Here is a 25,952-nt window from a genome sequence, read left to right on the forward strand (position 1 = left end):
CCCAGACTTAAAGTTTTGCAGTAATGTTGTCGAGAATATCTTTTTGCGCATCTTTATCGATAGAACGCTCAAGGATTTTCTCAGCACCAGCTACAGCCAGAGTAGCAACTTGTTTGCGCAGCTCATCGCGTGCACGATTGCGTTCAGCTTCAAGTTCTGCTTCTGCTTGCGCTAGGATTTTCTGGCGTTCTGCCTGAGCTTCCTCGCGAGCTTCATCAAGAATTTGAGACTTACGTTTGTTCGCTTGTTCGATGATCTCAGTTGCTGTGCGCTTCGCTTCTTTCAATTGATCAGAAGCGTTGGCTTGTGCTAGATCCAAGTCTTTCGCAGCACGTTCTGCTGCTTGAAGACCATCAGCAATTTTCTTCTGACGCTCTTCGATCGCTTGCATCAATGGTGGCCATACATACTTCATGCAGAACCACACAAATAGTGCGAACGAGATTGCTTGACCTAGCAGAGTTGCGTTTATGTTCACAACAGCTACCCCTCTATTTGGACTTAGTGTTAATCAGTGACAAGCGATAATCGCCCGTCCCGAGTTAAAGGTGATTAACCTAGTTGACCAACGAATGGGTTTGCGAAAGTGAATAGTAGCGCGATTACGATACCGATCATTGGAACCGCATCAAGTAGACCCGCGATGATGAACATCTTAACTTGTAGCATAGGAGCCATTTCTGGTTGACGTGCAGCACCTTCTAGGAATTTACCACCTAGCAGTGCGAAACCAATCGCTGTACCAAGAGAAGCAAGACCGACGATAATACCTACGGCGATTGCAGAAAAGCTCAGTAAAGTTTCCATTACTATCTCCAATTTATAGTTGTTGGCTTAGTGCCCAAATAAAAAGCTTTAAAAAAATTAATGATCAGGATCTTCGTGTGCCATTGACAGGTAAACAATTGTCAACATCATGAATACGAAGGCTTGAATCGTAATAACCAAGATATGGAAGATTGCCCACGGTAGTGAACCCATCCATTGTAAGTACCATGGTAGCATTGCCGCACAAAGAATGAATACAACCTCACCCGCGAACATGTTACCGAATAGACGCATACCAAGTGATAGAGGTTTCGCTAATAGCGATACCACTTCAATTAGTAGGTTAAACGGAATCATCAGTGGGTGATTGAATGGATGTAGTGCAAGTTCTTTTGCGAATCCACCTAGACCTTTTACTTTGATGCTGTAGTAAATCATCAATGCAAAAACGCCTAGAGCCATAGCCATGGTGATATTCACATCAGCAGACGGTACAACCTTAAGGTAAGGAATACCTAGCCAATGCTCTGCTGGGTATGGTAAGAAGTCGATAGGAACTAAGTCCATCACGTTCATCAAAAATACCCAACAAAAGATAGTCAGTGCTAAAGGCGCGATCAGTGGGTTGCGTCCATGGAACGTGTCTTTGACGTTATCGGCGACAAATTCAACGATCATTTCTACAGCACACTGAAGCTTACCCGGTACACCCGCTGTTGTTCTCTTTGCTACTTTGTAAAAAATTCCGAGGAAGATTAAACCAGTAAACCAAGAAAAAAACAGGCTATCGATATGTACGTTCCAGAAACTTGTCTCCGACCCTACTAAACCCAACTTGTATAGCGATAGGTTAGAAAGGTGGTGGGCAATGTAACCGGACGATGTTAGCGCTTCACCTGGCGCAGCCATAACTCATCCTATTTTTTGTTGTTAATGAATAGCACTGGTGCACAGATATTAATACCTAGTACCAGCAAATAGGTTAGTTTGAGGGGAACAAGTTCCACCTGCATATACATGTAGGCAACATAGAACAGTGCAACCGTGATGAGAATTTTCAGTACTTCACCCGTATAGAAGGAAGCAGCGATGCGCTTGGCAGCGCGAGCTCCACTAAACATGAAAGCACACAGCGCGAATACTGCATTGGCAACAACAAAAATGCCTCCGCCAATCAGCGCTGAAAATCCCCAGTCAGGATTTATGGCTACCGCCATTCCTGCTGCCACAAAAATAACCGCGCCAGACTGGATCATTAACAATTGCCTTGCGAGCTCTCGTCCTGGTCTAGCTAACGCAGCTACCATGTATTCGTACCTCTAGTAATATCCACTTCGCACTTAACTCTCTGTGCTGGGAAATTGGCGAAAATTATACGTTCAGTTCAACGTAAAGCAATTCGATTGCATCAAAAACTTACAGTTTTGTTTACAAAACGACAACTTTCGCACAAAATTCGATTAATTAGATTAATTGACCTAAATCAATTATCTCATCTAGGCCTCAAGCTTGGCAATTAGTTGGTCCAATTTGTGAGGCTCATCAAGACTTATCGTCAATTTCGCTTTTCCGTTTGCAGAACGGGTAAGAGAAACTTTTGCATCAAGCAGCTGACTCAATTTATGCGACATTTGCTCGGCTTCGGTATCCTCTTGTTGCCCTTTTTGCTCATTTTGTGGGGCTAAGCACTTTTTTACTAACTGTTCGGTTTGGCGAACAGTCATTTGCTTCTTAGCCACTTGTTGAGCTACTTCGACTTGCTGTTCGCCTTCTAACGCTAACAGAGCTCGAGCATGACCCATTTCCAATTTTTTATCTGCAACCAGACCTTTTACATCAACTTCCAACTGATTCAGACGTAATAGGTTACTCACCGTCGTTCTTGATTTACCAATCACATCGGCCACTTGCTGATGTGTCAGCGTGAATTCATCTTGTAGACGCTCAAGCGCTTGGGCTTCCTCAATCACATTCAAGTCTTCACGTTGAATGTTTTCAATCAACGCCATGGCGATGGCGGCACGATCTTCAACTTTTTTCACCAAACACGGCACGCGTTTTAAACCCGCCTGCCTTGCAGCACGCCAGCGGCGCTCACCTGCGATGATCTCAAACTGACCATTTTCGACCTGGCGAACCACGATTGGTTGAATAATGCCTTGTGATTGAATCGAAGCCGCTAGTTCTTCTAGCGCTTCAGGCGCCATATCTTTACGCGGTTGGTATACGCCCGGCTGCAATTGACCAATCGCTAAATCGGTTAACTCACCGTCTGCCGATAATTCTTGGCTATGCGATGCAATATGCTGTTTTTCACGAGCAAACGAACTGGTCGACAATAACGCATCCAGTCCTTTTCCGAGACCACGCTTAGACATGGGATTGAATTCCTTAGGTTAGAGTTAAACTGGGATTTCTTCGCGGCGGAGCATTTCGCCCGCTAGAGCAAGATACGCTTTGGCACCTGCGGAGTACTTATCGTAGTACATTGCAGGCTTACCGTGACTTGGTGCTTCAGCCAAACGAACATTACGCGGAATGACAGTACGGTAAACTTTATTCCCAAAGTGTTTTTTAAGTTGATCGGATACTTCATTCGATAAGCGGTTGCGTGGGTCGTACATGGTACGCAATAAACCTTCGATTTTGAGGTTTTCATTCACGACAGCCGCTAACTTGCTGATTGTATCCATAAGAGCAGTTAAACCTTCTAACGCAAAGTATTCACATTGCATCGGCACCAGCACAGAGTCAGCTGCCGCCATCGCATTGATTGTAAGAAGGTTTAGAGAAGGAGGACAATCAATAAAGATGAAATCATAGTTATCGCGAACTGACGACAATGCATTTTTTAGACGCACTTCACGAGCGAAAACTTCCATCAATTTGATTTCTGCCGCGGTCACGTCTCCGTTCGCCGCGATCAAATCATACTTCCCTGTTGTTTGGGTACAAACGACTTGATCGAACGGTGTATCTTCAACCAAAAGATCGTATGCAGTGGCGTCGACCATATACTTATCCACGCCACTGGCCATCGTAGCATTGCCTTGCGGGTCGAGATCGATCACCAAAACCTTGCGCTTTGTTGCCGCCATCGAAGCCGCTAAGTTAATGCACGTTGTTGTTTTGCCGACCCCACCTTTCTGGTTGGCGATTGCTACAATTTTACCCACGATTACCTCGCTAATTTTCCTTGCGCGATAAGATTACTAGATGACGATCACCTTCCAACTCAGGAACAGCCAAAGATATGATCTCTGTCACACTGCACCATTCAGGAAGCTGATCCATTTCATCTTTAGGGTGCTGTCCTTTCAGCGCTAGAAACACCCCGTGCTCTTGTTTCGGCAAATGGTGGCACCATTCCACCATGTCTGTCATTGAAGCAAAAGCTCGACTCAAAACGCCATCAAATTTTTCTTCAGGCTGGAATTCTTCGACGCGACTTTGAATTGGTGTCACGTTTTTCAGCCCTAATGTGTGCACAACTTGCTTGATAAAACGGATGCGTTTGCCAAGACTGTCGAGCAAAAAGAAGGTTTTCTCAGGGTTCATGATTGCCAAAGGGATGCCCGGTAACCCCGGACCAGTACCAACATCAATGAAGCGCTCACCGGGCAGGTGTGCGCTTACAACGATACTATCAAGAATATGTTTCACTAACATATCAAGCGGATCACGTACCGATGTTAAATTGTATGCTTTGTTCCATTTGTCGAGCAGTTCGACATAACCAACTAACTGCTCTCGTTGCTGTTCTGACACTTCCAAATCGGTTTTCGCGATCAGTGAATCCAGCTTTGTTCGCAATGCGCTCATTATTCTTCCTCACCTTTCTTCAGCAAACCATGCTTTTTCAAGTGAACAAGTAGAATAGAAATTGCAGCAGGCGTAATACCAGAAATGCGTGATGCAATACCGATGCTCTCTGGTTTGGCCTCGCTCAGTTTAGCAACGACTTCGTTTGATAAACCTTTTACATCGCGGTAATCCAAATCAGCAGGTAACTTGGTATTTTCGTGACGCAGTGATTTTTCGATCTCTTCCTGCTGACGCCTGATGTAACCATCGTATTTCACTTGAATTTCAACTTGCTCAGCCGCTTGCTGATCTTCAAGAGCAGGAGCAAACGCTTCAAGTTGCGTCAGTTGCGAATAAGTGATCTCTGGACGACGCAGAAGATCCTCACCACTCGCTTCACGGGCCATTGGGGTTTTCAGCAGCTTGTTCAACTCATCAACACCCTCTGACTTCGGATTCATCCACGTTGCTTTCAAACGCTGACGCTCCGTTTCCATATTGTTGATTTTCTCGTTAAAGCGAGCCCAACGAACATCATCAATCAAGCCTAGCTCGCGCGCTTTTTCCGTTAAACGTAAATCGGCGTTATCTTCACGAAGTAGCAGGCGGTATTCCGCACGAGAAGTGAACATGCGGTACGGCTCTTTGGTACCCATGGTCGATAAGTCATCAATCAACACGCCCATGTAAGCTTGGTCACGACGTGGGCTCCAGCCTTCTTTGTCTTGGCTAAACAAGCTTGCGTTTAGGCCCGCCATCAAGCCTTGCGCTGCGGCTTCTTCGTAGCCAGTCGTACCATTAATCTGGCCAGCAAAGAACAAACCATGGATGAACTTCGTCTCGTACGTTTGCTTCAAATCACGTGGATCGAAGAAATCGTATTCAATCGCATAACCTGGGCGAACGATGTGTGCACTTTCAAACCCTTTCATTGAGCGCACGATTTGTACTTGCACATCAAATGGCAAGCTGGTCGAGATACCATTAGGGTATAACTCGTGCGTGGTTAGGCCTTCTGGCTCAATGAAGATTTGGTGGCTGTTTTTGTCAGCGAAACGCATCACTTTGTCTTCAATAGACGGACAGTAACGCGGACCAATACCTTCAATCACACCTGCGTACATTGGACTGCGATCCAAGTTACTACGGATCACATCGTGAGTTTGTTCATTGGTGTGGGTGATGAAACATGGAATCTGACGCGGATGCTGTTCACGTTTGCCCATGAACGAGAATACAGGCGTTGGGTTATCACCGTGCTGAGCTTCTAGCACTGAAAAATCAACAGTACGAGCATCAATGCGCGGTGGAGTACCTGTTTTTAAACGATCCACACGGAACGGCAGTTCACGCAGTCGATCCGCTAATGCGATCGATGGTGGATCCCCGGCACGACCACCAGACGAGCTTTCCATACCTATGTGGATCTTACCACCAAGGAAGGTACCCACGGTTAGCACAACGGCTTTCGCATGGAAGCGAAGTCCCATTTGAGTTACCACACCAACTGCGCGATCTTGTTCAACAATCAGATCATCAACTGATTGCTGGAACAACGTTAAGTTAGGCGCATTTTCTAATGCATTACGAACGTACGCTTTGTACAGAGCGCGATCGGCTTGAGCTCGAGTTGCTCGTACTGCAGGACCTTTGGAGGCATTTAGTGTACGAAACTGAATACCTGCATGGTCGATGGCTTCAGCCATCAAACCGCCCATAGCATCTACTTCTTTTACTAAGTGACCTTTACCAATACCACCGATCGCCGGATTACAAGACATCTGGCCTAATGTATCGATGTTATGGGTAAGGAGAAGCGTTTTTTGTCCTGTGCGTGCAGATGCGAGCGCGGCTTCCGTTCCTGCGTGTCCGCCACCGACAACAATGACGTCAAAGTTTTCGTGATAAAGCATGAACTGACCTCAGGTATTCAAAGGGATTTAATGGACAGATAAAGGAGCCGTATTTTACCTGCTTTATGCCAGAGAGAAAAACGTTTTCTCGTTTTATCCGTTTTAAGCTTCAAGATAAATATATATAAGATCTATATATATGATCTTTTATTAGATCTACTATTAGGATCGACCGTTTCTGTGGATAACCTAAAAATGATCAACAAGATCATGGATCTTCTTTGGATCATATCTTGTGATCATGATTGGATCAGATCGAGGATTACCTGGGATCAAAAGTGGTGGTTATACACAGAGGGTAAAATTGATCAAAGTTGTTATTGGGATAACTAAAGGAAAATCACTGGATCTTATTGTAGTTATCCACAGTCTGTTTGGTTGGTTTTTGAGCGGTTAAACAAAATAATTTGGTGGGAGTTATTCACATGGGAGAAAACAGAGCCGAATTTCGACTCTGTTGAAGGGAAAGTCGTGAGTTTAAAAACGTTCGATATTCTCTTTTAACCACATTTCTGCGGCGTCTTCTGGCACATCATGGCTCAGTACATCGATTTTAAAGCAATCTGCGAGAGGGGTTGCACCAATATCCTCTAATAAATCATAAGCGTGTTGACCAGCGGCACAGAACGTATCGTAGCTAGAGTCACCAATCGCAATCACCGCAAATTTTACATCAGTCATTTTTGGCGGTGTATTTTGTAATGCTGCGATAAAAGGTTGGATATTATCAGGATACTCACCAGCTCCATGTGTAGAGGTGATCACCAACCACGTACCTTGATTTTCGATATCACTGAGGGAAGGCTGGTTGTGGATCGTTGTTTCAAATCCATTCTCGTTGAGTAGATCACTCAGGTGATCCCCTACGTATTCTGCGCCACCTAACGTGCTGCCTGTAATAATGTGGATCATACTTCTTCCTTATTGAATGCGACGGCTAAAGCTCATGGATGGCTTGCCGTACAAAAAGAAACGCGGTGTGAGTTAAGCTCAGCACCGCGCGTTCGATTATTTACTTCCCGATACAGAATGAAGAGAAGATTCGTCCCAGTAAGTCGTCAGAACTGAACTCACCGGTAATCTCATTGAGATGTTGTTGGGTGATGCGTAGCTCTTCAGCCAATATTTCACCTGCCATATAGCCTTCAAGCTGCTCCTGGCCTATTTGAAGGTGCTGTGCGGCACGTTCTAATGCATCGAGATGACGACGACGAGCCATAAACCCACCTTCACTGTTGCCAGAGAAGCCCATACACTCCTTGAGATGATCGCGTAGAGCTTCAACCCCTGCACCAGTCTTCGCTGACAAACGGATAAGAGTAGGGTTATTGACGTGGCAGATCCCCATATCTTCACCCGTTTGATCCGCTTTATTACGGATCACAGTTATGCCAATGTTGTCTGGTAGGCGATCCACAAAATCTGGCCAGATATCTTTCGGATCGGTGGCATCGGTTGTCGTGCCATCCACCATGAACAACACGCGGTCTGCTTGGGCTATTTCATCCCACGCGCGTTCGATACCGATTTTCTCTACTTCATCGGAAGCATCACGCAAACCTGCTGTATCAATGATGTGTAGTGGCATGCCATCAATATGGATATGCTCACGCAGTACATCACGCGTGGTTCCTGCGATGTCGGTTACGATTGCAGATTCTTTACCCGATAGCGCGTTCAGTAGGCTTGATTTGCCCGCATTTGGGCGACCCGCAATCACGACTTTCATCCCTTCACGCATAATAGCGCCTTGGTTAGCTTCTTTGCGCACCGCATTTAGGTTGTCGATGATGGCTTGTAGGTCACCAGCCACTTTACCGTCGGCCAAAAAGTCGATCTCTTCTTCAGGGAAGTCGATGGCTGCTTCAACATAGATACGCAAATGAATCAGCGACTCAACTAAGGTATTAATGCGGCCTGAAAATGCGCCCTGTAAGGATTGCAGCGCCGATTTTGCTGCTTCTTCAGAACTGGCATCAATGAGGTCTGCAATCGCTTCGGCTTGAGCTAAGTCGAGTTTATCGTTCAGAAATGCGCGTTCAGAGAACTCACCAGGGCGAGCAGCTCGAATACCATCTATACCTAGAATGCGTTTTATCAGCATATCCATCACGACAGGGCCGCCATGGCCTTGCAGCTCAAGTACGTCTTCACCTGTAAATGAGTGTGGGTTAGGGAAGTACAGTGCGATGCCCTGATCAAGCACAGTGCCATCTTCTGACTTAAACGGCAGGTACTCTGCGTAGCGGGGCTTTAGTGTTTTGCCAGTGACTTCTAACGCCACTTGGTTGGCTTTAGGGCCAGAAACTCGAATAATACCGACACCGCCACGACCAGGCGCGGTCGCTTGAGCGACAATCGTATCTGTAGTCATAATTTTGCCTTTTGAGCTGGGCTATAGGGAAGATACCTAGGGAGCCATCACAATTAATTAGCTGAATTGTAATCAGCCAAAAACAAAAAGGCGACCTTTTGGCCGCCTTTCTCAATCATTTCCTAAAAGGTTACTTGCTGTGTAAGCCTTTTTTCTCTAATCCTTTGTAGATCAGAGTTTGCTGGATAAGCGTTACGATGTTCGACACCAACCAGTACAGAACGAGACCTGATGGGAAGAACAAGAAGAAGAAGGTAAACATAACCGGCATAAAGGTCATGATCTTCTGCTGCATTGGATCCGTTACCGTTGTCGGGCTCATCTTCTGGATTAGGAACATAGACGCACCCATCAATAGCGGCAGGATGTAGTAAGGGTCCTGTGCTGAAAGGTCATGAATCCAACCGAAGAATGGAGAGTGACGTAGCTCTACCGATTCCATTAGTGCCCAGTAAAGCGCGATGAAAATAGGCATCTGTAGGATAAGAGGTAAACAGCCACCTAGTGGGTTCACTTTCTCTTTCTTGTACAGTTCCATCATTTCTTGGCTCATGCGCTGACGGTCATCACCGATACGCTCACGCATTGCTTGCAGCTTAGGCTGTAGCATGCGCATTTTCGCCATAGACGTGTATTGCGCTTTTGTTAGTGGGTACATTGCACCACGAACGATGAAGGTCAGACAGATGATTGCCACACCCCAGTTACCAACAAAGCTCTGGATGAATGAAAGCAACATATGAAGAGGCTTCGCAATGAACCATAACCAGCCGTAGTCCACTACTAGGTCTAGGTTAGGTGCCACTTCTGCCATTTCATCTTGCAGTTTTGGACCAACCCAAAGTGTTGCTTCAAACTTAGCCTGATCGCCTGTTGCGATAGTTTTGTTCGGCATACGAACGCCGATGTCGCCTAGGTTGCCAATTACACGAGTGTATAGGTTAGTACCTGGTTCGTTACGTGGGATCCAAGCTGCGGCAAAGTAGTGCTGAATCATTGCTGCCCAACCTTGGCCATCGGCTAGGTTAAGAGACAGGTTGCGATCCTGCATATCATCAAAGCTGTACTTCTTGTAACGCGTATCTTCTGTTGAGTATGCGCCACCACGGTAAGTAGGCATTGTGATGCTACCACCATCGTCCATTAGGTTTTGACGTAGGTGAGCGTACATACCAAATGTTGCGTTGTTGCCTGAGTTGTTCACTACATCGTATTCAACATTAAGCGCGTAGCTGCCGCGTTTAAAGATGTAAGTTTTGGTGTATTCGATGCCGTTTGCAGTGAATGTCATCGGAACGCGAAGTTCATCTTGACCGTCAGCCATTGTGAAGCTGTCTGCACTTACGTTGTAGTGAGGGCGATTTGTGCTGCTCAAGTCGATACCTTGAGGGCCCACTAGACCGCTTTGAGCGATAAATTGGTGACCTTGAGCGTCTTTAAGCAGAACAAAGGAATCTGATGAATCTAACTCAGCAGAGTATTCGTTAAGGTTGGCATGTACCACATCGCCACCAACGGTGTCGATCGACAGAGTTAAAACATCAGTCGTTACTGTGATAGTTTTTGCAGAAGCTTGCTGTTGACCAGGAACTGGGTCAAGTTCATCAGCAAAAGATGGTGCAGGTAGAGTGCTGCTTGATTGAGCCTGTTCAACTGCTTGAGGTTCTGGATTCTTTGCAACTTGCCATTGTTGAAACAGCAAAAAAGAAACCAGGGCCAAACCGATGAGCAGGATATTACGTTGAGAATCCATCGTTAGTTATCTCTGTCTTGTTTTTGGACTGGTGGAACGGGGTCATACCCCCCTTCATTCAAAGGGTGGCATTTTAATAGACGTTTGCCTGATAACCAACATCCTTTTACAAAACCGTGAGCTCTCAAAGCTTCTAGCGCGTAAGTGGAACAGGTTGGTGTGAACCGGCAACGAGGACCAATCAAAGGGCTGATAAACCAGCGATACAGATAAACGAGCCCAATGGCTATCCACGTGAAGGGCGAGACAGGCGTTGCCATAGCTTATCAAACAACTTAAAAATTTCCTCATTGCTTAAATCTTGCGCGCTTTTCTTTGCAATCACAACAAAATCTTTGTTTGGAAGCTGATGTTGATTGTTACGAAAGCTTTCACGAGCCAAACGCTTAAATCGGTTACGACCGACAGCCGTTTTGATTTGCTTTTTGGGAACCGCTAAACCTAATCGTGGGTGAGAAAGTTTGTTATTGCGAGCAATGATGGTGAAATGAGGCGAGCCAGCTCGATGAGCTTGCTGGAAGACGTTTTGATAATGCTCGGGAGTTAACAAACGTAACTCCCGATTAAACGCGTACGTGTTCAAAATAAACTAGCGATTATTTTGATAGGCGCGCACGGCCTTTTGCACGACGTGCGTTGATAACTTTACGACCGTTCTTAGTTGCCATGCGAGCACGGAAGCCGTGAGTACGCTTGCGCTTTAGAACTGTAGGTTGAAAAGTGCGTTTCATGATAATTACCTTTACTGATCAGTAGTTTTAGGTTCTTGTTAAACCCGGCGTGGGTATTTGCTTTCTTATATAAAGAAGCTCTTTATATAGAGAAGGACAACCGACGCCTCTCAACAAAGAGGCGGAATTGTAATCACACTCACATAATGTGTCAATGACTCAATGAGTACGAAATTCCGGCCGGGCGATTATACGTAGTGTGAGTAAAATCTCAAGGATCAATCGATCCTGATGCTTGATCGTTACTCTATTCCTACTTGGTTAAGGAATTTTTTCAAACGAGGATCTTGTGGATTATCGAAGATATCCTGTGGAGAACCTTGCTCAACGATATTGCCTTCCGCCATGAAGATCACTCTATCAGCGACTTCTTTCGCGAATTGCATCTCGTGCGTCACCACCAGCATGGTTTGATGCTGATTAGCTAACTTCTTCATTAATGAGAGAACTTCACCGACCCATTCAGGATCCAGCGCAGAAGTTGGTTCGTCAAACAACAGCAGTTCTGGTTGCAGCGCCATCGCTCGGCCGATACCCACACGTTGTTGTTGGCCGCCAGACAATGCCGCTGGATAACTATCGCCTTTATCCCCAAGGCCGATGTCATCCAGAATTTGTTGCGCTCGTTTGAGAGCATCGGCTTTTTTCCAGCCTCGAACGGTCACTAGACCTTCGGCAATGTTCTGGCGCGCATTCATGTGGGCAAACAGGGCATAGTTTTGGAACACAAAGCCAGTTCGACGACGCAGCGCTAATACTTCGGCTTTAGTGTGTTTTTGAGTATCAACGGAGATGTCATCTATCGTGATACGACCTTCATCTGCCTGCTCTAGAAAGTTCACCGTACGCAGCAAGGTTGATTTACCCGTTCCACTTGAGCCGATAATCACGATGATCTCACCTTGCTTAATATCGAGGTCGATGCCTTTCAGCACTTCAGTCTCACCAAAACGTTTGTGAATATTTTCTAACTTAATCATCGTACGTACGCCTTATTCAGTTTTGCTTCTGCCCAGATTTGTACGCGAGTCAGAATTACCACCACGCCCCAGTAAATAAGAGCAACCGCAAGGAAAGCTTCAAAGAAACGGAAACTTGATGAGGCTTCCATCTGTGCTTTCGCCATGATTTCGGCCACACCAAGCGTGAAAGCGAGAGACGTTGACTTGATCATATCGATGAAATAGTTCATCAATGAAGGCAGTGCGACACGCGTTGCTTGAGGTAAAATCACTCGGCGCATTGCTTGGGATGTCGTCATACCGACCGATAAGCTCGCTTCCATTTGGCTGCGATCAATGCCAATAATGGCGGCACGAATACTTTCCGCCATATAAGCGGCAAAGTGCAGCGTTAAACCGATCACCGCTGCTGAAAAGGCGTCGATACCGACCATCAATGGAAAAATTTGCGGTAAGCCGTAGTAAAGCAGGAAAAGCTGAACCAACAGTGGGGTGCCACGGAAGAAGCTGATGTACAGTTGGCTTAATTGATCCAGAACTGGCAGTTTAAATACGCGAATATTGGCTAAAATGACGGATAAAATCAGCGAAAACACCAATCCCCATGTCGCCATTTCCATGGTTGTGCCAAGATATTTCAGCAATATCGGCAGCAGTTCCAACATGTAATTAAAGTCAAATCCCATACGGCTTACCTAAAGGCTAGAGAAAAGAAAAGGTGGAAAACAAGTTCCACCTTTACGTAAGTTTATTTTAGTCCGAGAGTGATACCACTTTGCGGCCTAAAGTACAAAGAGTTCTTATTTCGTGATGTCAGCGCCAAACCACTTCACGGAAATTTTCTCTACTGTACCATCTGCGCGCATCTCAGCCAGTGTTTTGTTTACTTCTTCTTGCAGCTTACGACCTTTCTCGTTGTCAACGAAAGGCCATGCGTTTTGAATGGTCTCAAACGGTTCGCCTGCCAATTCCAGAGGAAGGCCTGTTTTCTTAATCAGCTCTAACGCAGAAAGACGATCCATTACAAACGCGTCTGCACGACCGAGCGCCACGTCATGTTCGATACCTGTGTCGTACGTTTTAATGTTGATCTTGCCGTCTTTGTCGTATTGACGCAGCAGTTGCTCAAAGTTAGAGCCTAGGTTCACCGCAACGGTTTTGCCCGCAAGATCGTCAACACCTTTGATGCTGTCGTTGCCTTTACGCACGGTAATTTGTGCGCCATCTACAACGTAAGGGTCAGCAAATAGGTATTTAGCTTTACGCTCATCAGTCATGGTGATTTGGTTGGAGATCGTATCGATACGACCAGTTTCTAAAAGACCAAATAAACCAGAGAAGTTGGCTGTTACGTATTCGATTTTGTAATCGTTACGTTTACCTATTTCATCCCACATGTCGACTTCAAAGCCTTGTAGCTTGTCTTGCTTTACAAAAGTAAACGGGAAGTAGCGACCTGACATACCAACTTTGACTTCAGTAGCGGCTTGTACGGTTGCTGCCGACAGTGCAATGGCTGCAACGGCAACCTTAATCCAGTTTTTCATAATACATCTCCATAATTTTATGGTTGGAAATACTACTGTTAGTTAGCTCAATTAAATAAATAACCAAGAGCAATAACCTAGACCTGTGAGTTATTAGATAATAGAAGAAGAATGTTAAATGTGACGAAAATGCGAACTGAACCTAGCGAAATGATCGACAAAATCAGCATTGGGAATAAAATAATACACAGACTTATCACCAATCGCTCGATCTTGTGAATTTTGCCCAATTGTGGATCGTTGTGTGGGCAAATTTGGGGCAAGGTGTGTTGATCTCATCAAGTTTGCAGAAATAATTGTGAATAACTTGGATCTTATTCACTGGATCGTCGATCAATCGCTGGCGATCTTGGTTATCAACAGGTAAAATTGCCAGTCTTTTCCGATAATTCAATTACTCAGTGGGGGCACCGTGTCATCTTCGCTTTGGCTGCAATGTTTGCAGCAGCTTCAAGAAGAGCTACCAGCTACAGAATTCAGCATGTGGGTTCGTCCGCTACAAGCGGAGCTCAATGACAATACTCTCACTCTATTCGCGCCAAACCGCTTTGTGTTGGACTGGGTGCGTGATAAGTATCTGAACAATATTACTCGCTTACTGCAGGAATACTGCGGTGGCGATATTCCTAACTTACGTTTTGAAGTGGGGAGCCGACCTGTCTCTGCACCAAAACCAGCGCCGACACGTACGCCTGCAGATGTGGCTGCCGAGTCATCTGCACCTGCGCAATTACAGGCGCGTAAGCCAGTACACAAAACCTGGGATGACGACGCTCAAGCGATTGCGGCTATCAATCACCGCTCAAACATGAACCCAAAACACAAGTTCGATAACTTTGTTGAAGGTAAGTCGAACCAACTGGGTTTGGCTGCGGCGCGTCAGGTATCGGATAACCCAGGTGCAGCTTACAACCCACTATTCCTATACGGCGGCACGGGTTTGGGTAAAACCCACTTATTGCATGCGGTGGGTAACGCGATTGTGGATAACAACCCGAACGCAAAAGTGGTCTACATGCACTCAGAACGTTTTGTGCAAGACATGGTGAAAGCGCTGCAAAACAATGCGATTGAAGAATTCAAACGCTACTACCGCAGCGTGGATGCGCTCCTTATCGATGACATCCAATTCTTTGCTAATAAAGAACGTTCACAAGAAGAATTCTTCCATACCTTCAACGCACTATTGGAAGGTAATCAGCAGATCATTCTAACGTCTGACCGTTATCCTAAAGAAATTAATGGCGTTGAAGATCGTCTTAAATCTCGCTTTGGTTGGGGTCTTACTGTTGCGATCGAGCCGCCTGAGCTTGAAACGCGTGTGGCGATCTTGATGAAAAAAGCTGAAGATCACCAAATCCACCTTGCTGATGAAGTGGCATTCTTCATTGCCAAGCGTCTGCGTTCGAACGTTCGTGAGCTAGAAGGTGCACTGAACCGTGTTATTGCGAACGCGAACTTTACTGGCCGTCCAATTACGATTGATTTTGTTCGTGAAGCGCTGCGCGATCTGCTTGCTCTACAAGAGAAGCTTGTGACAATCGATAACATTCAAAAGACAGTGGCGGAATACTACAAGATTAAAGTAGCGGACTTGCTGTCTAAGCGTCGTTCTCGTTCTGTAGCGCGTCCTCGTCAGCTGGCTATGGCGTTAGCAAAAGAGCTAACCAACCACAGTTTGCCTGAAATTGGCGATGCGTTTGGGGGCCGCGATCATACGACCGTACTTCATGCTTGTCGCAAGATTGAGCAGCTGCGTGAAGAGAGCCACGACATTAAAGAAGATTACTCTAACTTGATTCGCACCCTGTCTTCGTAATCGGTTAGAATAACGGTATTCTAAGCAAATCATTTATTGAGCTGACAGCGTAAAGAGCCAAGCATGAAATTTACCATTGAACGTAGTCATTTAATCAAACCGCTACAGCAGGTTTCGGGCGCTTTAGGTGGCCGACCAACTCTGCCAATCCTGGGTAACCTACTTCTTAAAGTAGAAGAGAACGTATTGTCGATGACGGCAACCGATCTTGAAGTAGAGTTAGTAAGCAAAGTGACGCTAGAAGGTGATTTTGAAGCGGGCAGCATTACCGTTCCTTCTCGTAAGTTTCTCGATATCTGCCGTGGTTTACCGGACGATGCGATCATCACATTTGTATTAGAAGGTGATCGCGTACAAGTTCGCTCTGGTCGCAGCCGTTTCTCGTTGGCAACGCTTCCTGCGAACGATTTCCCTAATATTGAAGACTGGCAAAGCGAAGTGGAAGTATCACTGAGCCAAGCTGATTTACGTACGCTGATCGACAAAACTCAGTTCTCGATGGCGAATCAAGACGTTCGTTACTACCTCAACGGCATGTTGTTTGAAATTGACGGCACCACGCTACGCAGCGTGGCGACGGACGGCCACCGTATGGCGGTATCGCAAACTCAGCTAGGTGCGGACTTTGCGCAGAAGCAAATCATCGTGCCACGCAAAGGTGTGCAAGAATTAGTAAAGTTGATGGATGCGCCAGAGCAGCCCGTAGTACTTCAGATCGGTAGCTCCAATGTTCGTGCTGAGGTGAATAACTTTACTTTTACCTCTAAGTTGGTTGATGGTCGTTTCCCTGATTACCGCCGTGTATTGCCTCAGAGCACCAATAAGACCCTAATAGCAAGTTGTGACGAGTTGCGCCAAGCCTTCTCTCGTGCTGCGATTCTTTCCAACGAAAAATTCCGTGGCGTGCGTGTGAATCTGGCTGATACTGAAATGCGCATAACCGCGAATAACCCAGAACAAGAAGAAGCGGAAGAGATGCTTGATGTAACCTTTGAAGGTGACGCCATCGAAATCGGCTTTAACGTAAGCTATGTGCTTGATGTTCTGAACACGTTGCGTTGTGAAAATGTACGTGTGTCGATGTCGGATGCTAACGCTAGCGCGTTGATTGAAAATGCCGACGATGACAGTGCCATGTACGTGGTGATGCCAATTCGTCTATAAGCCAACTGAATGCCTCTTTCTCGTCTCATCATTCAGCAGTTTCGAAACATTAAAGCCTGTGATATTGAGTTATCAGCAGGCTTTAACTTTCTTATCGGGCCGAACGGCAGCGGTAAAACCAGTGTCTTAGAAGCGGTTTATCTGCTCGGGCATGGCCGCTCATTCAAGAGCTCTCTCACCGGACGAGTGATACAAAATGAGTGTGACGAACTGTTTGTTCATGGTCGTTTTTTGAACTCGGATCAATTTGAGCTACCTATCGGCATTAATAAGCAGCGTGATGGCTCAACAGAGGTTAAAATAGGCGGTCAATCTGGACAAAAATTAGCGCAGTTGGCACAAGTTCTGCCTCTGCAGTTGATACACCCAGAAGGGTTTGATTTACTGACAGATGGCCCTAAACATCGTCGTGCGTTTATTGATTGGGGCGTGTTTCATACCGAGCCCGCTTTTTATCAAGCATGGGGAAGGTTCAAGCGCCTGAACAAGCAGCGCAACGCGTTGTTGAAAACCGCCAATAGTTATCGTGAGCTCAGTTATTGGGATCAGGAAATGGCAGGGTTGGCTGAAAACATCAGCCAATGGCGAGCAAGTTACATCGAGCAGATGAAAACCGTCGCAGAAACTATCTGTCAGACATTTTTGCCAGAATTTGAGATCCAATTGAAGTATTATCGTGGCTGGGATAAAGACACTCCATACCACGAGATACTAGAAAAGAATTTTGAGCGTGATCAGGCATTGGGATACACCTTTAGTGGCCCAAACAAAGCTGATTTGCGCATTAAAGTGAACGGAACGCCCGTTGAAGATGTTCTGTCACGCGGTCAATTAAAACTCATGGTGTGTGCATTGCGTGTAGCGCAAGGGCAACACCTGACAGAGATGGCCGGTAAACAATGCATTTACCTAATTGATGACTTCGCGTCGGAATTAGATAGCCAACGTCGCAAGCGTCTTGCTGACTGCTTAAAAGAGACGGGCGCACAAGTATTTGTAAGCTCTATCACTGAAAGCCAAATCGCCGATATGTTGGACGATAACGGTAAATTGTTTCATGTGGAACATGGCAGGATAGAGTCAAACTAGAAGAGAGAAACTCATGTCTGAAAATTACGATTCATCGAGTATTAAGGTACTGAAGGGTCTGGATGCGGTACGTAAGCGTCCAGGAATGTACATCGGCGATACGGACGACGGCACCGGCCTTCACCACATGGTTTTCGAGGTGGTGGATAACTCAATTGATGAAGCGTTGGCAGGTCACTGTAAAGACATCGTTGTGACAATTCATGAGGATAACTCGGTTTCCGTTAGCGATGATGGTCGTGGCATTCCAACAGAAATCCACTCAGAGGAAAATGTCTCTGCAGCAGAAGTAATCATGACGGTTCTTCACGCGGGTGGTAAGTTCGACGATAACTCATACAAAGTATCGGGTGGTCTTCACGGGGTAGGTGTTTCAGTAGTAAACGCACTATCAGAGAAAGTTGAGCTAACGATTCATCGTGGTGGCCATATCCATACGCAAACCTACCGCCATGGTGAGCCTCAAGCGCCACTAGCCGTTGTGGGTGATACGGATAAAACCGGTACACAAATTCGTTTCTGGCCAAGTGCCGAGACGTTCTCTAACACAGAGTTCCACTATGACATTCTGGCGAAGCGCCTGCGTGAACTGTCATTCCTGAACTCTGGTGTGTCGATCAAATTGGTTGATGAACGTGAAGCAGACAAACATGATCACTTCATGTATGAAGGTGGTATTCAAGCGTTCGTTGATCACCTAAACACCAACAAAACGCCAATCATCGAAAAAATCTTCCACTTTAACTCTGAGCGTGAAGACGGCATTTCAGTTGAAGTGGCGATGCAATGGAACGATGGTTTCCAAGAGAACATCTTCTGCTTTACCAACAATATCCCACAGCGTGATGGTGGTACTCACCTTGCTGGTTTCCGTGCTGCGCTAACACGTACATTGAACAGCTTTATGGATAAAGAAGGTTTCTCGAAGAAAGCGAAAACAGCGACTTCAGGCGACGATGCGCGTGAAGGTCTAACTGCGGTTGTTTCGGTGAAAGTGCCTGATCCTAAGTTCTCAAGCCAAACAAAAGACAAACTGGTTTCTTCTGAAGTGAAATCAGCTGTTGAGTCTGCAATGGGTGAAAAACTGTCTGAGTTCCTGATTGAGAACCCGACAGAAGCGAAGATGGTTTGTTCGAAAATCATCGATGCAGCACGTGCTCGTGAAGCAGCGCGTAAAGCTCGTGAAATGACGCGCCGTAAAGGTGCGCTAGACCTAGCTGGCCTTCCAGGTAAACTTGCAGACTGTCAGGAAAAAGATCCGGCACTCTCTGAACTATACATAGTGGAGGGTGATTCGGCAGGCGGCTCCGCAAAACAAGGCCGTAACCGTAAGAACCAAGCAATCCTACCGCTAAAAGGTAAGATTCTTAACGTAGAAAAAGCACGTTTCGACAAGATGCTATCTTCTCAAGAAGTAGCAACACTGATCACCGCACTAGGTTGTGGTATCGGTCGTGACGAGTACAACCCGGACAAGCTTCGTTACCACAACATCATCATCATGACCGATGCCGATGTCGATGGTTCGCACATCCGTACGCTACTGTTGACCTTCTTCTACCGTCAAATGCCAGAGCTTATCGAGCGTGGTTACGTGTACATCGCTCAGCCACCACTATACAAAGTGAAAAAAGGCAAACAAGAGCAGTACATCAAAGATGAAGAAGCGATGAACCAATACCAAGTATCATTAGCTCTGGATAATGCATCGCTACACGTAAACGCAGAAGCACCTGCACTGGCTGGTGAAGCACTAGAGAAGCTTGTTCAACAGTACAATGCGGGTATTAAACTGGCGGAACGTATGAGCCGTCGCTACCCAAGTGCTTTGGTAAACGAGTTGATTTACACTCCTCGCCTAACGCCAGAGCAATGCCATGACGCATCAGTTGTGGAAGCTTGGACGAAGCAGCTTATTGAACAGCTGAATGCGAAAGAAGTGGGTGCAAGCCAGTACAGCTACGAAGTTGAGCAGCACGAAGAGCTAGGCTTAAACTTGCCTAAGATTGTGGTTCGTACTCACGGCGTGACGCACGAACATGCAATTAGCATCGACTTCCTAAACTCGAAAGAGTACGGCAAGTTGGCTGATCTATCAGAAGCACTTGATGGACTTCTGGAAGAAGGCGCGTACATCAAACGTGGTGAGCGTACTATGCCAGTGGCAAACTTTGCAGAAGCGCTTGACTGGTTAGTGAAAGAGTCAATGCGTGGCTTAAGCCGTCAGCGCTACAAAGGTCTAGGTGAGATGAACCCAGACCAACTTTGGGAAACCACCATGGACCCAGAAACTCGTCGTATGATGCAGGTAACGATTGAAGATGCGGTAGGTGCAGATCAACTGTTCACTACGCTAATGGGTGACCAAGTAGAACCTCGTCGTAACTTCATCGAAGAGAACGCACTGAAAGTAGCGAACCTAGACGTATAACGACACTGTTCGTGATAGTAAAAAGCAGCGAGAAATCGCTGCTTTTTTTGTTGTACCACCAGCTAAAATCGCCACTTTCTGCTAAAGCGGATGTTTTTCTGGTACTAACTGCCAACAACCCGATCAAGCCTGCCATTTTATTTCTGTTTTCTTTTTTTCTCGCCATTTTGTTCGCTTGAGCGTTTTTGCTTTCTTTTTTCTGCTCGCTATAGTGCTGAAGAGCTGATGAATAAGGAGACTAAGAAAATGGTGATGACTTTCCTGAACTAAGCCGGAAGTGATGCACTTCCGGTTCAATGCACTGAATTTATTTGTAAGACAAGGCATTAAGAAGGAAATAATCATGTTTGAACGCTGGTTCTCAGCGTACTGCTTGGCGCTGCGAACTTGGTGGTTAACCAGTCGCTTTTTAACCTATCAATCACCACTAAGGTTGTTATCGCTATTTGAAATCTGCGAGCAACAAGCCCATTGCCGTAACCGAGCTCGTATTGCGGTTGGGGACACGGTTCGCTTAGTGGATGTTGAACGCGCCTATCAATATCGCATGACATTGGTCAGCTCGCGTAAGGGGCAACCCATGACAGGTATGCTCGCGGTCGATTCTTATTTGGGGTCTCGACTGTTAGGTCGAGCTAAAAATGATGCGCTCGAAGTGGAAATTTTTAATCAGCGACGCTGCTTTGTGATTACTGAAATTGTTCATCAATCGCAGCCACCAGCTCAGAAAATGCTGTGTGGTTGTCTGTTGTGCCAATAAATAGAGGTGAAGTCATGAGTAAGAAAGAAAAGAAACAACCGCAGTTGAGTCTAAAAGAAAAGCGCAAACTAAAGCAGGAAAAGGCGGCAGAAAAGGGCGTTGTAAAAGCGCGTAAATCCTCCCGCAAGTAAAGTGTAGACTGAGCCCTCCAGAGCGGTGGGCTTTTTACCACTGATCGCGAAGTGATGAGGAACTAAGCTGTTCAAGGGGATAGTGGATGCTTTAAAAATTTTTTATTTTTTCCCTTGAAAGTCATTTTTGACGACCTTATATCTAGTTATGAAGAGGGTGACTGGCTTGCTAGAGACTAGAAGACCAGCCCTCTGAAATCGCTAAAACGAGATCGCTCAGAAGAGGATATGGCGTTTTGGCACACAACTTAAACCTTTAGATTTAATATCATGTCTCCGAGCCAAACCAAGGCCAGTGGAATGATAAGAATCTCTTAGTTCGGCGTTGGTTTTTGCATAAACACGCCAGTAGGATGGAACTCATCTGAACTAAGACTATTGCTTAATTAAGAGGATAGATTTATGCGTAATGTAGATTTCTCACCACTATACCGTAATGCAATTGGCTTTGATCGTCTGCTAAACCTGATGGAAGCGAATACAGCGAAAAATACTTCTGGCGGTTACCCTCCATACAACATTGAGCAAAAAGACGAGCACAACTACCGTATTACTATGGCCGTTGCTGGCTTTGCTGAAGAACAGCTCGATCTGACTCAAAACGAAAACATGTTGATTGTGAAGGGCGAACGTAAAGCAGAAGAAGGCAAAAACTACGTTTACCAAGGTATTGCAGAACGTGATTTTGAACGTAAATTCCAGCTAGCGGATTACGTAAAAGTCGTGGGTGCATCAATGGAAAACGGTCTGCTTCATATCGATTTAGTTCGTGAAATCCCTGAAGCCATGCAACCACGTAAGATTGCTATCGGTGGCAACAACCTGATTGAGAACAACTAATCAGTTAACCACCCGGTTATAGAATGAGAAAGAGCGCCATATGGGCGCTCTTTTTAGTTTGGGGGTTTTCAAATCCGCTATTTCAAAGCCGTAATTTCAAAGAGAAGAACGGCTGAGTTCAATCCGTCTATTTACCTTCGCGGTAAGCCTTTTCCACTTCTTCAGCGATAATCGCAATGCCTTTTTGCATCATCTCATCATCTTGAACGTAGTTCATACGCAGGCATTGGTGCGCGTGATCCCACTCGTCTTGCTGACCAATAAAGAAATATTCACCAGGGACAATCAATACGCCACGCGCTTTCAAGCGTTGGTACAGTTCCATTGTTGTGATTGGCAGTTCATCAAACCATAACCACAAGAAGATAGCGCCTTCTGGCTTGTGGATGCGGAAGCGCTCATCGGTAATCGCTTCTTGGAGTAGTTCAACTGCACGTTGTGACTTCTGTTTGTAGAACGGCTTAATGACCTCTGAGCTTAGTTTAAGCAGATCGCCTTTGCCAATGATGTGGTTTGCCAGCGCTGGACCAACACTGCCCGGCGCTAGGCTGATGATGCCGTTCATATTGGTTAATGCTTGCGTGATTTCTTCACTCGCAATCACAATGCCACAACGCACGCCCGGTAAACCAAGCTTAGATAGGCTCATGCATAGGATGGTGTTTTCATTCCAGAACGGTTCGACATCTTCAAAGATGATGTTCGGGAAAGGTAGACCGTAGGCGTTATCGATGATCAGTGGGATGTTGTTCTCACGTGCTAGCTTGTCCAGCTTACGTACTTCTTCATCTGTCAGTACATTACCCGTTGGGTTAGTTGGGCGAGACGCGCAGATTGCCGCAACAGAGTCGTCGACGGCGAGTTGCTCAAAATCGACGTGGTATTTAAACAGGCCGTTATCTAACAGCTCGATTTCTGGGTGGTAAGAGATAAAGATATCTTCATCAATGCCAGCATCACCATAACCGATGTATTCAGGCGCGATAGGCAGTAGCACTTTCTTGTGCGAACCGTCTGGCTGTTTACCTGCCAACAAGTTGAACAAGTAGAAAAAGCCACTTTGGCTACCGTTAGTTAGGCTGATGTTTTTTTCGGAAATATCCCAGCCGTAAGTTTCACGGAATAACTGAGCTAGCGCTTTGACGAACGCGTCTTTACCCTGCGGGCCATCGTAGTTGGCGAGGGCGGCGACGAGCTCCCCACTGGCGAGCATTTCCTCACTGGCTTGGTGAAAGTAATCGAGCATGGCAGGAATGGCGGCAGGATTACCTCCACCGAGCATGATGGCACCTGGTGTGCGCAGACCATCATTCAAATCGTCCATTAACTGCGTAATACCTGAATACTGATTAAATTTTTCACCAAACTTTGAGAACTGCATGCTGACTTATACCTAATTCATTGTGATTGCTTTGTGTATGTTTATGCCGATGTTTTATCGGCTTATCGAGTAATCCTTGACCTTACCTCAATGTGTAATTAACGCAAAGTGTGAATTAAGCCGAAAAAGAAAAAAGTGCGTCATCAGACCAGAGGAACGAGACAAAAGGGCAAAAAGAACAATAAAAAAGGGAAGCTTATGCTTCCCTTGCTGGTGGAGAGAGTGTGATTTACTCACCGGTGTAAACAATCAGCACCTTGTCGTCTTGGTATTGGCGTTCGAACGCGTAGTAACCTTCTTGGTTGCGAGTGATGTGCTTACCTTGAGCTACCGCTGGGTGGCGTTTACGGAATTCGCCCAACTTTTGCCAATGTTGCAGTAGATCTTCTCGCTCGCCATGAATCTTATCCCATGGCATATCTGAGCGTGTGCCTTGGTGGGTGTCTGAACCAGTAATGCCAAAATCACGAGCTATCTCATCACCGTAATAGATCTGTACTGCACCGGGAGCCAGCATCAGTGCATTCGCGGCACGAGCTTGGTCATCAAAACTGCGGCTGCGAGCCGACCAAAACAGCTGTGTATCGTGTGAAGACAGATAGCTCAACACATTGAACTCAGGATCGGTATTGATGCGCTCTGCATAGCGGCGGTAATCATTATCAAGTTGAGCGAAACACTTCAGCGCTTTTGGTGCTACATCAGATTGGAACTCGAAGTTGATGATGGAATCGAAGCCGTTATCGAAATACGGGCTCTTCACTACGCTGTGTGCCCACACTTCACCTGTCATCCAGAAAGGTAGGCCATCCAAGGCTTTGTCCGGGTTGTTTTGTTTCCATTGAGCAAGCGCTTGGGTGGTGCTGGCTTTCAACTCTGCCCACGCTTCCATTTCAACGTGTTTAGCGGTATCGACACGGAAGCCGTCAATGCCATAGTCGCGCACCCAATCGGATAACCAGGTAATCAGGTGTTCACGTGGGGTTTGCAGCTCATCTTGCGCATTGGTGTCTTTATTGCGGAAGAAGTTTGGTAATCCGGTTTTCTGAGTTGATTCGGTTTTGAGATCCGGTAGGTAGTTCAAAGACATGGTGATGTCGTTGTAGCCCGGAGCATCGTAGTCGCCAATATCGGTGCGGATCCAATCTTTGCCCCACCATTTATCCCACGCTTCGCTATCACCGTATTTGATGTAGTCGTTGAAGCTGTGCCAGCTTTGTCCTGATTTTGGCTGCCAGTCGGTCCATTTTTCACCAAGGACTTCTTTGGCTTCTTGGTCATCAAGGTAAAGCTGACCAAATCCGAATTCCTGCATGTCTGCTAATGTCGCATAACCTGTGTGGTTCATGACCACATCCCAAATCACGCGGATACCTTTCTTATGGGCAGTATCGACGAAGGTTCTGAGTTCATCTTCGGTACCCATGTTGGCATCAAGCTTGGTCCAATCTTGGTGATAGTAGCCGTGGTAGCCGTAGTGCTTAAAGTCGCCTTTATCGCCGCCGCCAACCCAGCCGTGGATTTGTTCCAGTGGTGAGGTTATCCAGATAGCATTGACACCAAGTGATTCGATGTAATCGAGTTTTTTCGTTAGACCCGATAAGTCACCACCGTGGAAGGTACCAATCTCATATTTTCCGTCTTTGCTGCGACCGTAGCTGTTGTCGTTGTCTGGGTTGCCATTGTAGAAGCGGTCGGTCATGACGAAGTACACCGTCGCATTGTCCCAACTGAACGGTTTGTCGGCTTGCTGTTCAACTTCTTCTAGCAGCAATAGACCTTGGCTCATAGGACCCGGTTGCATGGTGACGCTGCCATTGGCGACAGTGGTTTCTTGTCCGGTTAAGGCATCACGAACGACAGTGCCATCATTAAAGGTTTGGGCAACGTTGATGGTTTTTGGCGTGTCAGTTGCGACAGGGCAAGAGTAGGTGATGTCCTGACTCTGTTTTGGTTTGATTTTTACCGTCAGCTCATTGGTGGTTGGATTGAGCGTAAATTGATAGGTATTGGCTTTGAAGATGCGCAGCGGCATTTGTGCGTCAGTGGCGCAGTTATCCATTTTTAATGGACGATTGAATTTGATGCGATCTTCTTCTGCTAGGGCAAAGCTACTGCCACAGCTTTGATTACTGTCGGCAATGGTAAAGGTGTAGCTGCCTTTTTCGAGTTTTTGCTCGGCGACAAGTAAGCCTTGTGAGTTTTCCTCAAAAACAGCGGTGTCATCATCAACGCTTAATACGATGGCATTTTCTGGTATCTGGCTGCAGGCGCTCAGTAGACCGATAGAGAGTGCGAGAATTGTTTTTTTCATTGTGTCCTTCCCCCGAATAAACAGTCCAGTTATAGCAAAACTGTGCCTCTACAATCCGAGCTCTACACCAACAAGTTAAACGCGTCTCACCCTACAAATTTTAGTCTTGTTCACAAAATGAATAATAAGAGTCACTTTTATCGGTTTGAAGGCAACAAAAAAGGGAAACAT

Annotated in this window: 25 protein-coding genes; 6 read left to right on the forward strand and 19 right to left on the reverse strand. The window is 46.1% G+C overall.

Annotated elements, in window-relative coordinates:
* Window positions 1-7: 7 nt before the first annotated feature.
* The 17 genes from atpF to R7Q48_RS21000 all read right to left on the reverse strand — a co-directional run bounded on the left by atpF (window position 8) and on the right by R7Q48_RS21000 (window position 13,852).
* The gene (atpF, locus tag R7Q48_RS20920; protein ID WP_005378929.1) at window positions 8-478 is read right to left on the reverse strand and encodes a F0F1 ATP synthase subunit B; all 471 of its coding nucleotides are present in this window, start codon (window positions 476-478) and stop codon (window positions 8-10) included.
* 74 nt (window positions 479-552) lie between these two features.
* On the reverse strand, window positions 553-807 hold the full coding sequence (atpE, locus tag R7Q48_RS20925; protein ID WP_002540812.1) for a F0F1 ATP synthase subunit C: 255 nt from the start codon (window positions 805-807) through the stop codon (window positions 553-555).
* A gap of 57 nt (window positions 808-864) precedes the next feature.
* Window positions 865-1,677: a F0F1 ATP synthase subunit A gene (atpB, locus tag R7Q48_RS20930; RefSeq protein ID WP_005378922.1), complete on the reverse strand. Its 813-nt coding sequence runs from the start codon at window positions 1,675-1,677 to the stop codon at window positions 865-867.
* A gap of 8 nt (window positions 1,678-1,685) precedes the next feature.
* Window positions 1,686-2,075, reverse strand: a complete 390-nt coding sequence (locus tag R7Q48_RS20935) for a F0F1 ATP synthase subunit I (RefSeq protein ID WP_005378921.1) — start codon at window positions 2,073-2,075, stop codon at window positions 1,686-1,688.
* Between the two features lie 189 nt (window positions 2,076-2,264).
* Window positions 2,265-3,146 (reverse strand): ParB/RepB/Spo0J family partition protein, encoded by an 882-nt coding sequence (locus R7Q48_RS20940; protein WP_005383840.1) that lies wholly within the window; start codon window positions 3,144-3,146, stop codon window positions 2,265-2,267.
* 24 nt (window positions 3,147-3,170) lie between these two features.
* Window positions 3,171-3,944, reverse strand: coding sequence for a ParA family protein (locus tag R7Q48_RS20945; protein ID WP_005383838.1), 774 nt, complete (start codon window positions 3,942-3,944; stop codon window positions 3,171-3,173).
* Between the two features lie 10 nt (window positions 3,945-3,954).
* The gene (gene rsmG, locus R7Q48_RS20950) at window positions 3,955-4,590 is read right to left on the reverse strand and encodes a 16S rRNA (guanine(527)-N(7))-methyltransferase RsmG (RefSeq protein WP_005378902.1); all 636 of its coding nucleotides are present in this window, start codon (window positions 4,588-4,590) and stop codon (window positions 3,955-3,957) included.
* Entirely contained in the window at window positions 4,590-6,485 is a 1,896-nt protein-coding gene (gene mnmG / locus R7Q48_RS20955; protein WP_256903353.1) for a tRNA uridine-5-carboxymethylaminomethyl(34) synthesis enzyme MnmG, read from the reverse strand. Before mnmG ends, rsmG begins: the two co-directional genes overlap by 1 nt.
* Window positions 6,486-6,962: 477 nt before the next feature.
* Complete coding sequence (mioC, locus tag R7Q48_RS20960; RefSeq protein WP_005378900.1) at window positions 6,963-7,397, reverse strand: FMN-binding protein MioC; 435 nt, start codon at window positions 7,395-7,397, stop codon at window positions 6,963-6,965.
* Between the two features lie 100 nt (window positions 7,398-7,497).
* Window positions 7,498-8,859 carry a tRNA uridine-5-carboxymethylaminomethyl(34) synthesis GTPase MnmE gene (gene mnmE, locus R7Q48_RS20965; RefSeq protein ID WP_256903354.1) on the reverse strand — a complete coding sequence of 454 codons (1,362 nt, stop codon included), beginning with the start codon at window positions 8,857-8,859 and terminating at the stop codon, window positions 7,498-7,500.
* 130 nt (window positions 8,860-8,989) lie between these two features.
* The gene (gene yidC, locus R7Q48_RS20970) at window positions 8,990-10,612 is read right to left on the reverse strand and encodes a membrane protein insertase YidC (protein ID WP_005383834.1); all 1,623 of its coding nucleotides are present in this window, start codon (window positions 10,610-10,612) and stop codon (window positions 8,990-8,992) included.
* 2 nt (window positions 10,613-10,614) lie between these two features.
* Window positions 10,615-10,872 carry a membrane protein insertion efficiency factor YidD gene (gene yidD, locus R7Q48_RS20975; RefSeq protein ID WP_005378822.1) on the reverse strand — a complete coding sequence of 86 codons (258 nt, stop codon included), beginning with the start codon at window positions 10,870-10,872 and terminating at the stop codon, window positions 10,615-10,617.
* Window positions 10,839-11,162: a ribonuclease P protein component gene (gene rnpA, locus R7Q48_RS20980; protein WP_005394102.1), complete on the reverse strand. Its 324-nt coding sequence runs from the start codon at window positions 11,160-11,162 to the stop codon at window positions 10,839-10,841. Before rnpA ends, yidD begins: the two co-directional genes overlap by 34 nt.
* Window positions 11,163-11,208: 46 nt before the next feature.
* Entirely contained in the window at window positions 11,209-11,343 is a 135-nt protein-coding gene (gene rpmH / locus R7Q48_RS20985; protein ID WP_005378825.1) for a 50S ribosomal protein L34, read from the reverse strand.
* Window positions 11,344-11,585: 242 nt separating this feature from the next.
* Entirely contained in the window at window positions 11,586-12,323 is a 738-nt protein-coding gene (locus R7Q48_RS20990) for an amino acid ABC transporter ATP-binding protein (protein ID WP_005378827.1), read from the reverse strand.
* Window positions 12,320-12,991, reverse strand: a complete 672-nt coding sequence (locus R7Q48_RS20995) for an amino acid ABC transporter permease (protein WP_005378829.1) — start codon at window positions 12,989-12,991, stop codon at window positions 12,320-12,322. The genes R7Q48_RS20990 and R7Q48_RS20995 overlap by 4 nt, the downstream gene beginning before the upstream one ends.
* A 114-nt stretch (window positions 12,992-13,105) precedes the next feature.
* The gene (locus tag R7Q48_RS21000) at window positions 13,106-13,852 is read right to left on the reverse strand and encodes an amino acid ABC transporter substrate-binding protein (protein WP_213894283.1); all 747 of its coding nucleotides are present in this window, start codon (window positions 13,850-13,852) and stop codon (window positions 13,106-13,108) included.
* A 412-nt stretch (window positions 13,853-14,264) separates the two neighbouring features.
* On the opposite strand from R7Q48_RS21000, the gene dnaA reads away from it, so the two are divergent.
* The 6 genes from dnaA (at window position 14,265) to R7Q48_RS21030 (ending at window position 22,086) form a co-directional block, all read left to right on the forward strand.
* Window positions 14,265-15,671 carry a chromosomal replication initiator protein DnaA gene (dnaA, locus tag R7Q48_RS21005; protein WP_005378835.1) on the forward strand — a complete coding sequence of 469 codons (1,407 nt, stop codon included), beginning with the start codon at window positions 14,265-14,267 and terminating at the stop codon, window positions 15,669-15,671.
* A gap of 63 nt (window positions 15,672-15,734) precedes the next feature.
* A complete protein-coding gene (dnaN, locus tag R7Q48_RS21010) occupies window positions 15,735-16,835 on the forward strand; it encodes a DNA polymerase III subunit beta (protein WP_005394106.1) in 1,101 nt (366 codons plus the stop codon).
* A gap of 9 nt (window positions 16,836-16,844) precedes the next feature.
* Window positions 16,845-17,924, forward strand: coding sequence for a DNA replication/repair protein RecF (recF, locus tag R7Q48_RS21015; protein ID WP_005378839.1), 1,080 nt, complete (start codon window positions 16,845-16,847; stop codon window positions 17,922-17,924).
* A 13-nt stretch (window positions 17,925-17,937) separates the two neighbouring features.
* Window positions 17,938-20,355, forward strand: coding sequence for a DNA topoisomerase (ATP-hydrolyzing) subunit B (gene gyrB, locus R7Q48_RS21020; protein WP_005378841.1), 2,418 nt, complete (start codon window positions 17,938-17,940; stop codon window positions 20,353-20,355).
* 343 nt (window positions 20,356-20,698) lie between these two features.
* A complete protein-coding gene (locus R7Q48_RS21025) occupies window positions 20,699-21,115 on the forward strand; it encodes a GreA/GreB family elongation factor (protein WP_017635594.1) in 417 nt (138 codons plus the stop codon).
* 533 nt (window positions 21,116-21,648) lie between these two features.
* Window positions 21,649-22,086, forward strand: coding sequence for an Hsp20 family protein (locus tag R7Q48_RS21030; RefSeq protein ID WP_005378857.1), 438 nt, complete (start codon window positions 21,649-21,651; stop codon window positions 22,084-22,086).
* A 127-nt stretch (window positions 22,087-22,213) separates the two neighbouring features.
* On the opposite strand, the gene R7Q48_RS21035 is transcribed toward R7Q48_RS21030, so the two are convergent.
* Together R7Q48_RS21035 and R7Q48_RS21040 are read right to left on the reverse strand one after the other, a co-directional pair.
* Complete coding sequence (locus R7Q48_RS21035; RefSeq protein ID WP_213986832.1) at window positions 22,214-23,467, reverse strand: valine--pyruvate transaminase; 1,254 nt, start codon at window positions 23,465-23,467, stop codon at window positions 22,214-22,216.
* Between the two features lie 229 nt (window positions 23,468-23,696).
* Entirely contained in the window at window positions 23,697-25,781 is a 2,085-nt protein-coding gene (locus tag R7Q48_RS21040; RefSeq protein WP_256903355.1) for an alpha-amylase, read from the reverse strand.
* Window positions 25,782-25,952 lie beyond the last annotated feature (171 nt).

This window comes from Vibrio sp. 378 (assembly GCF_033339435.1).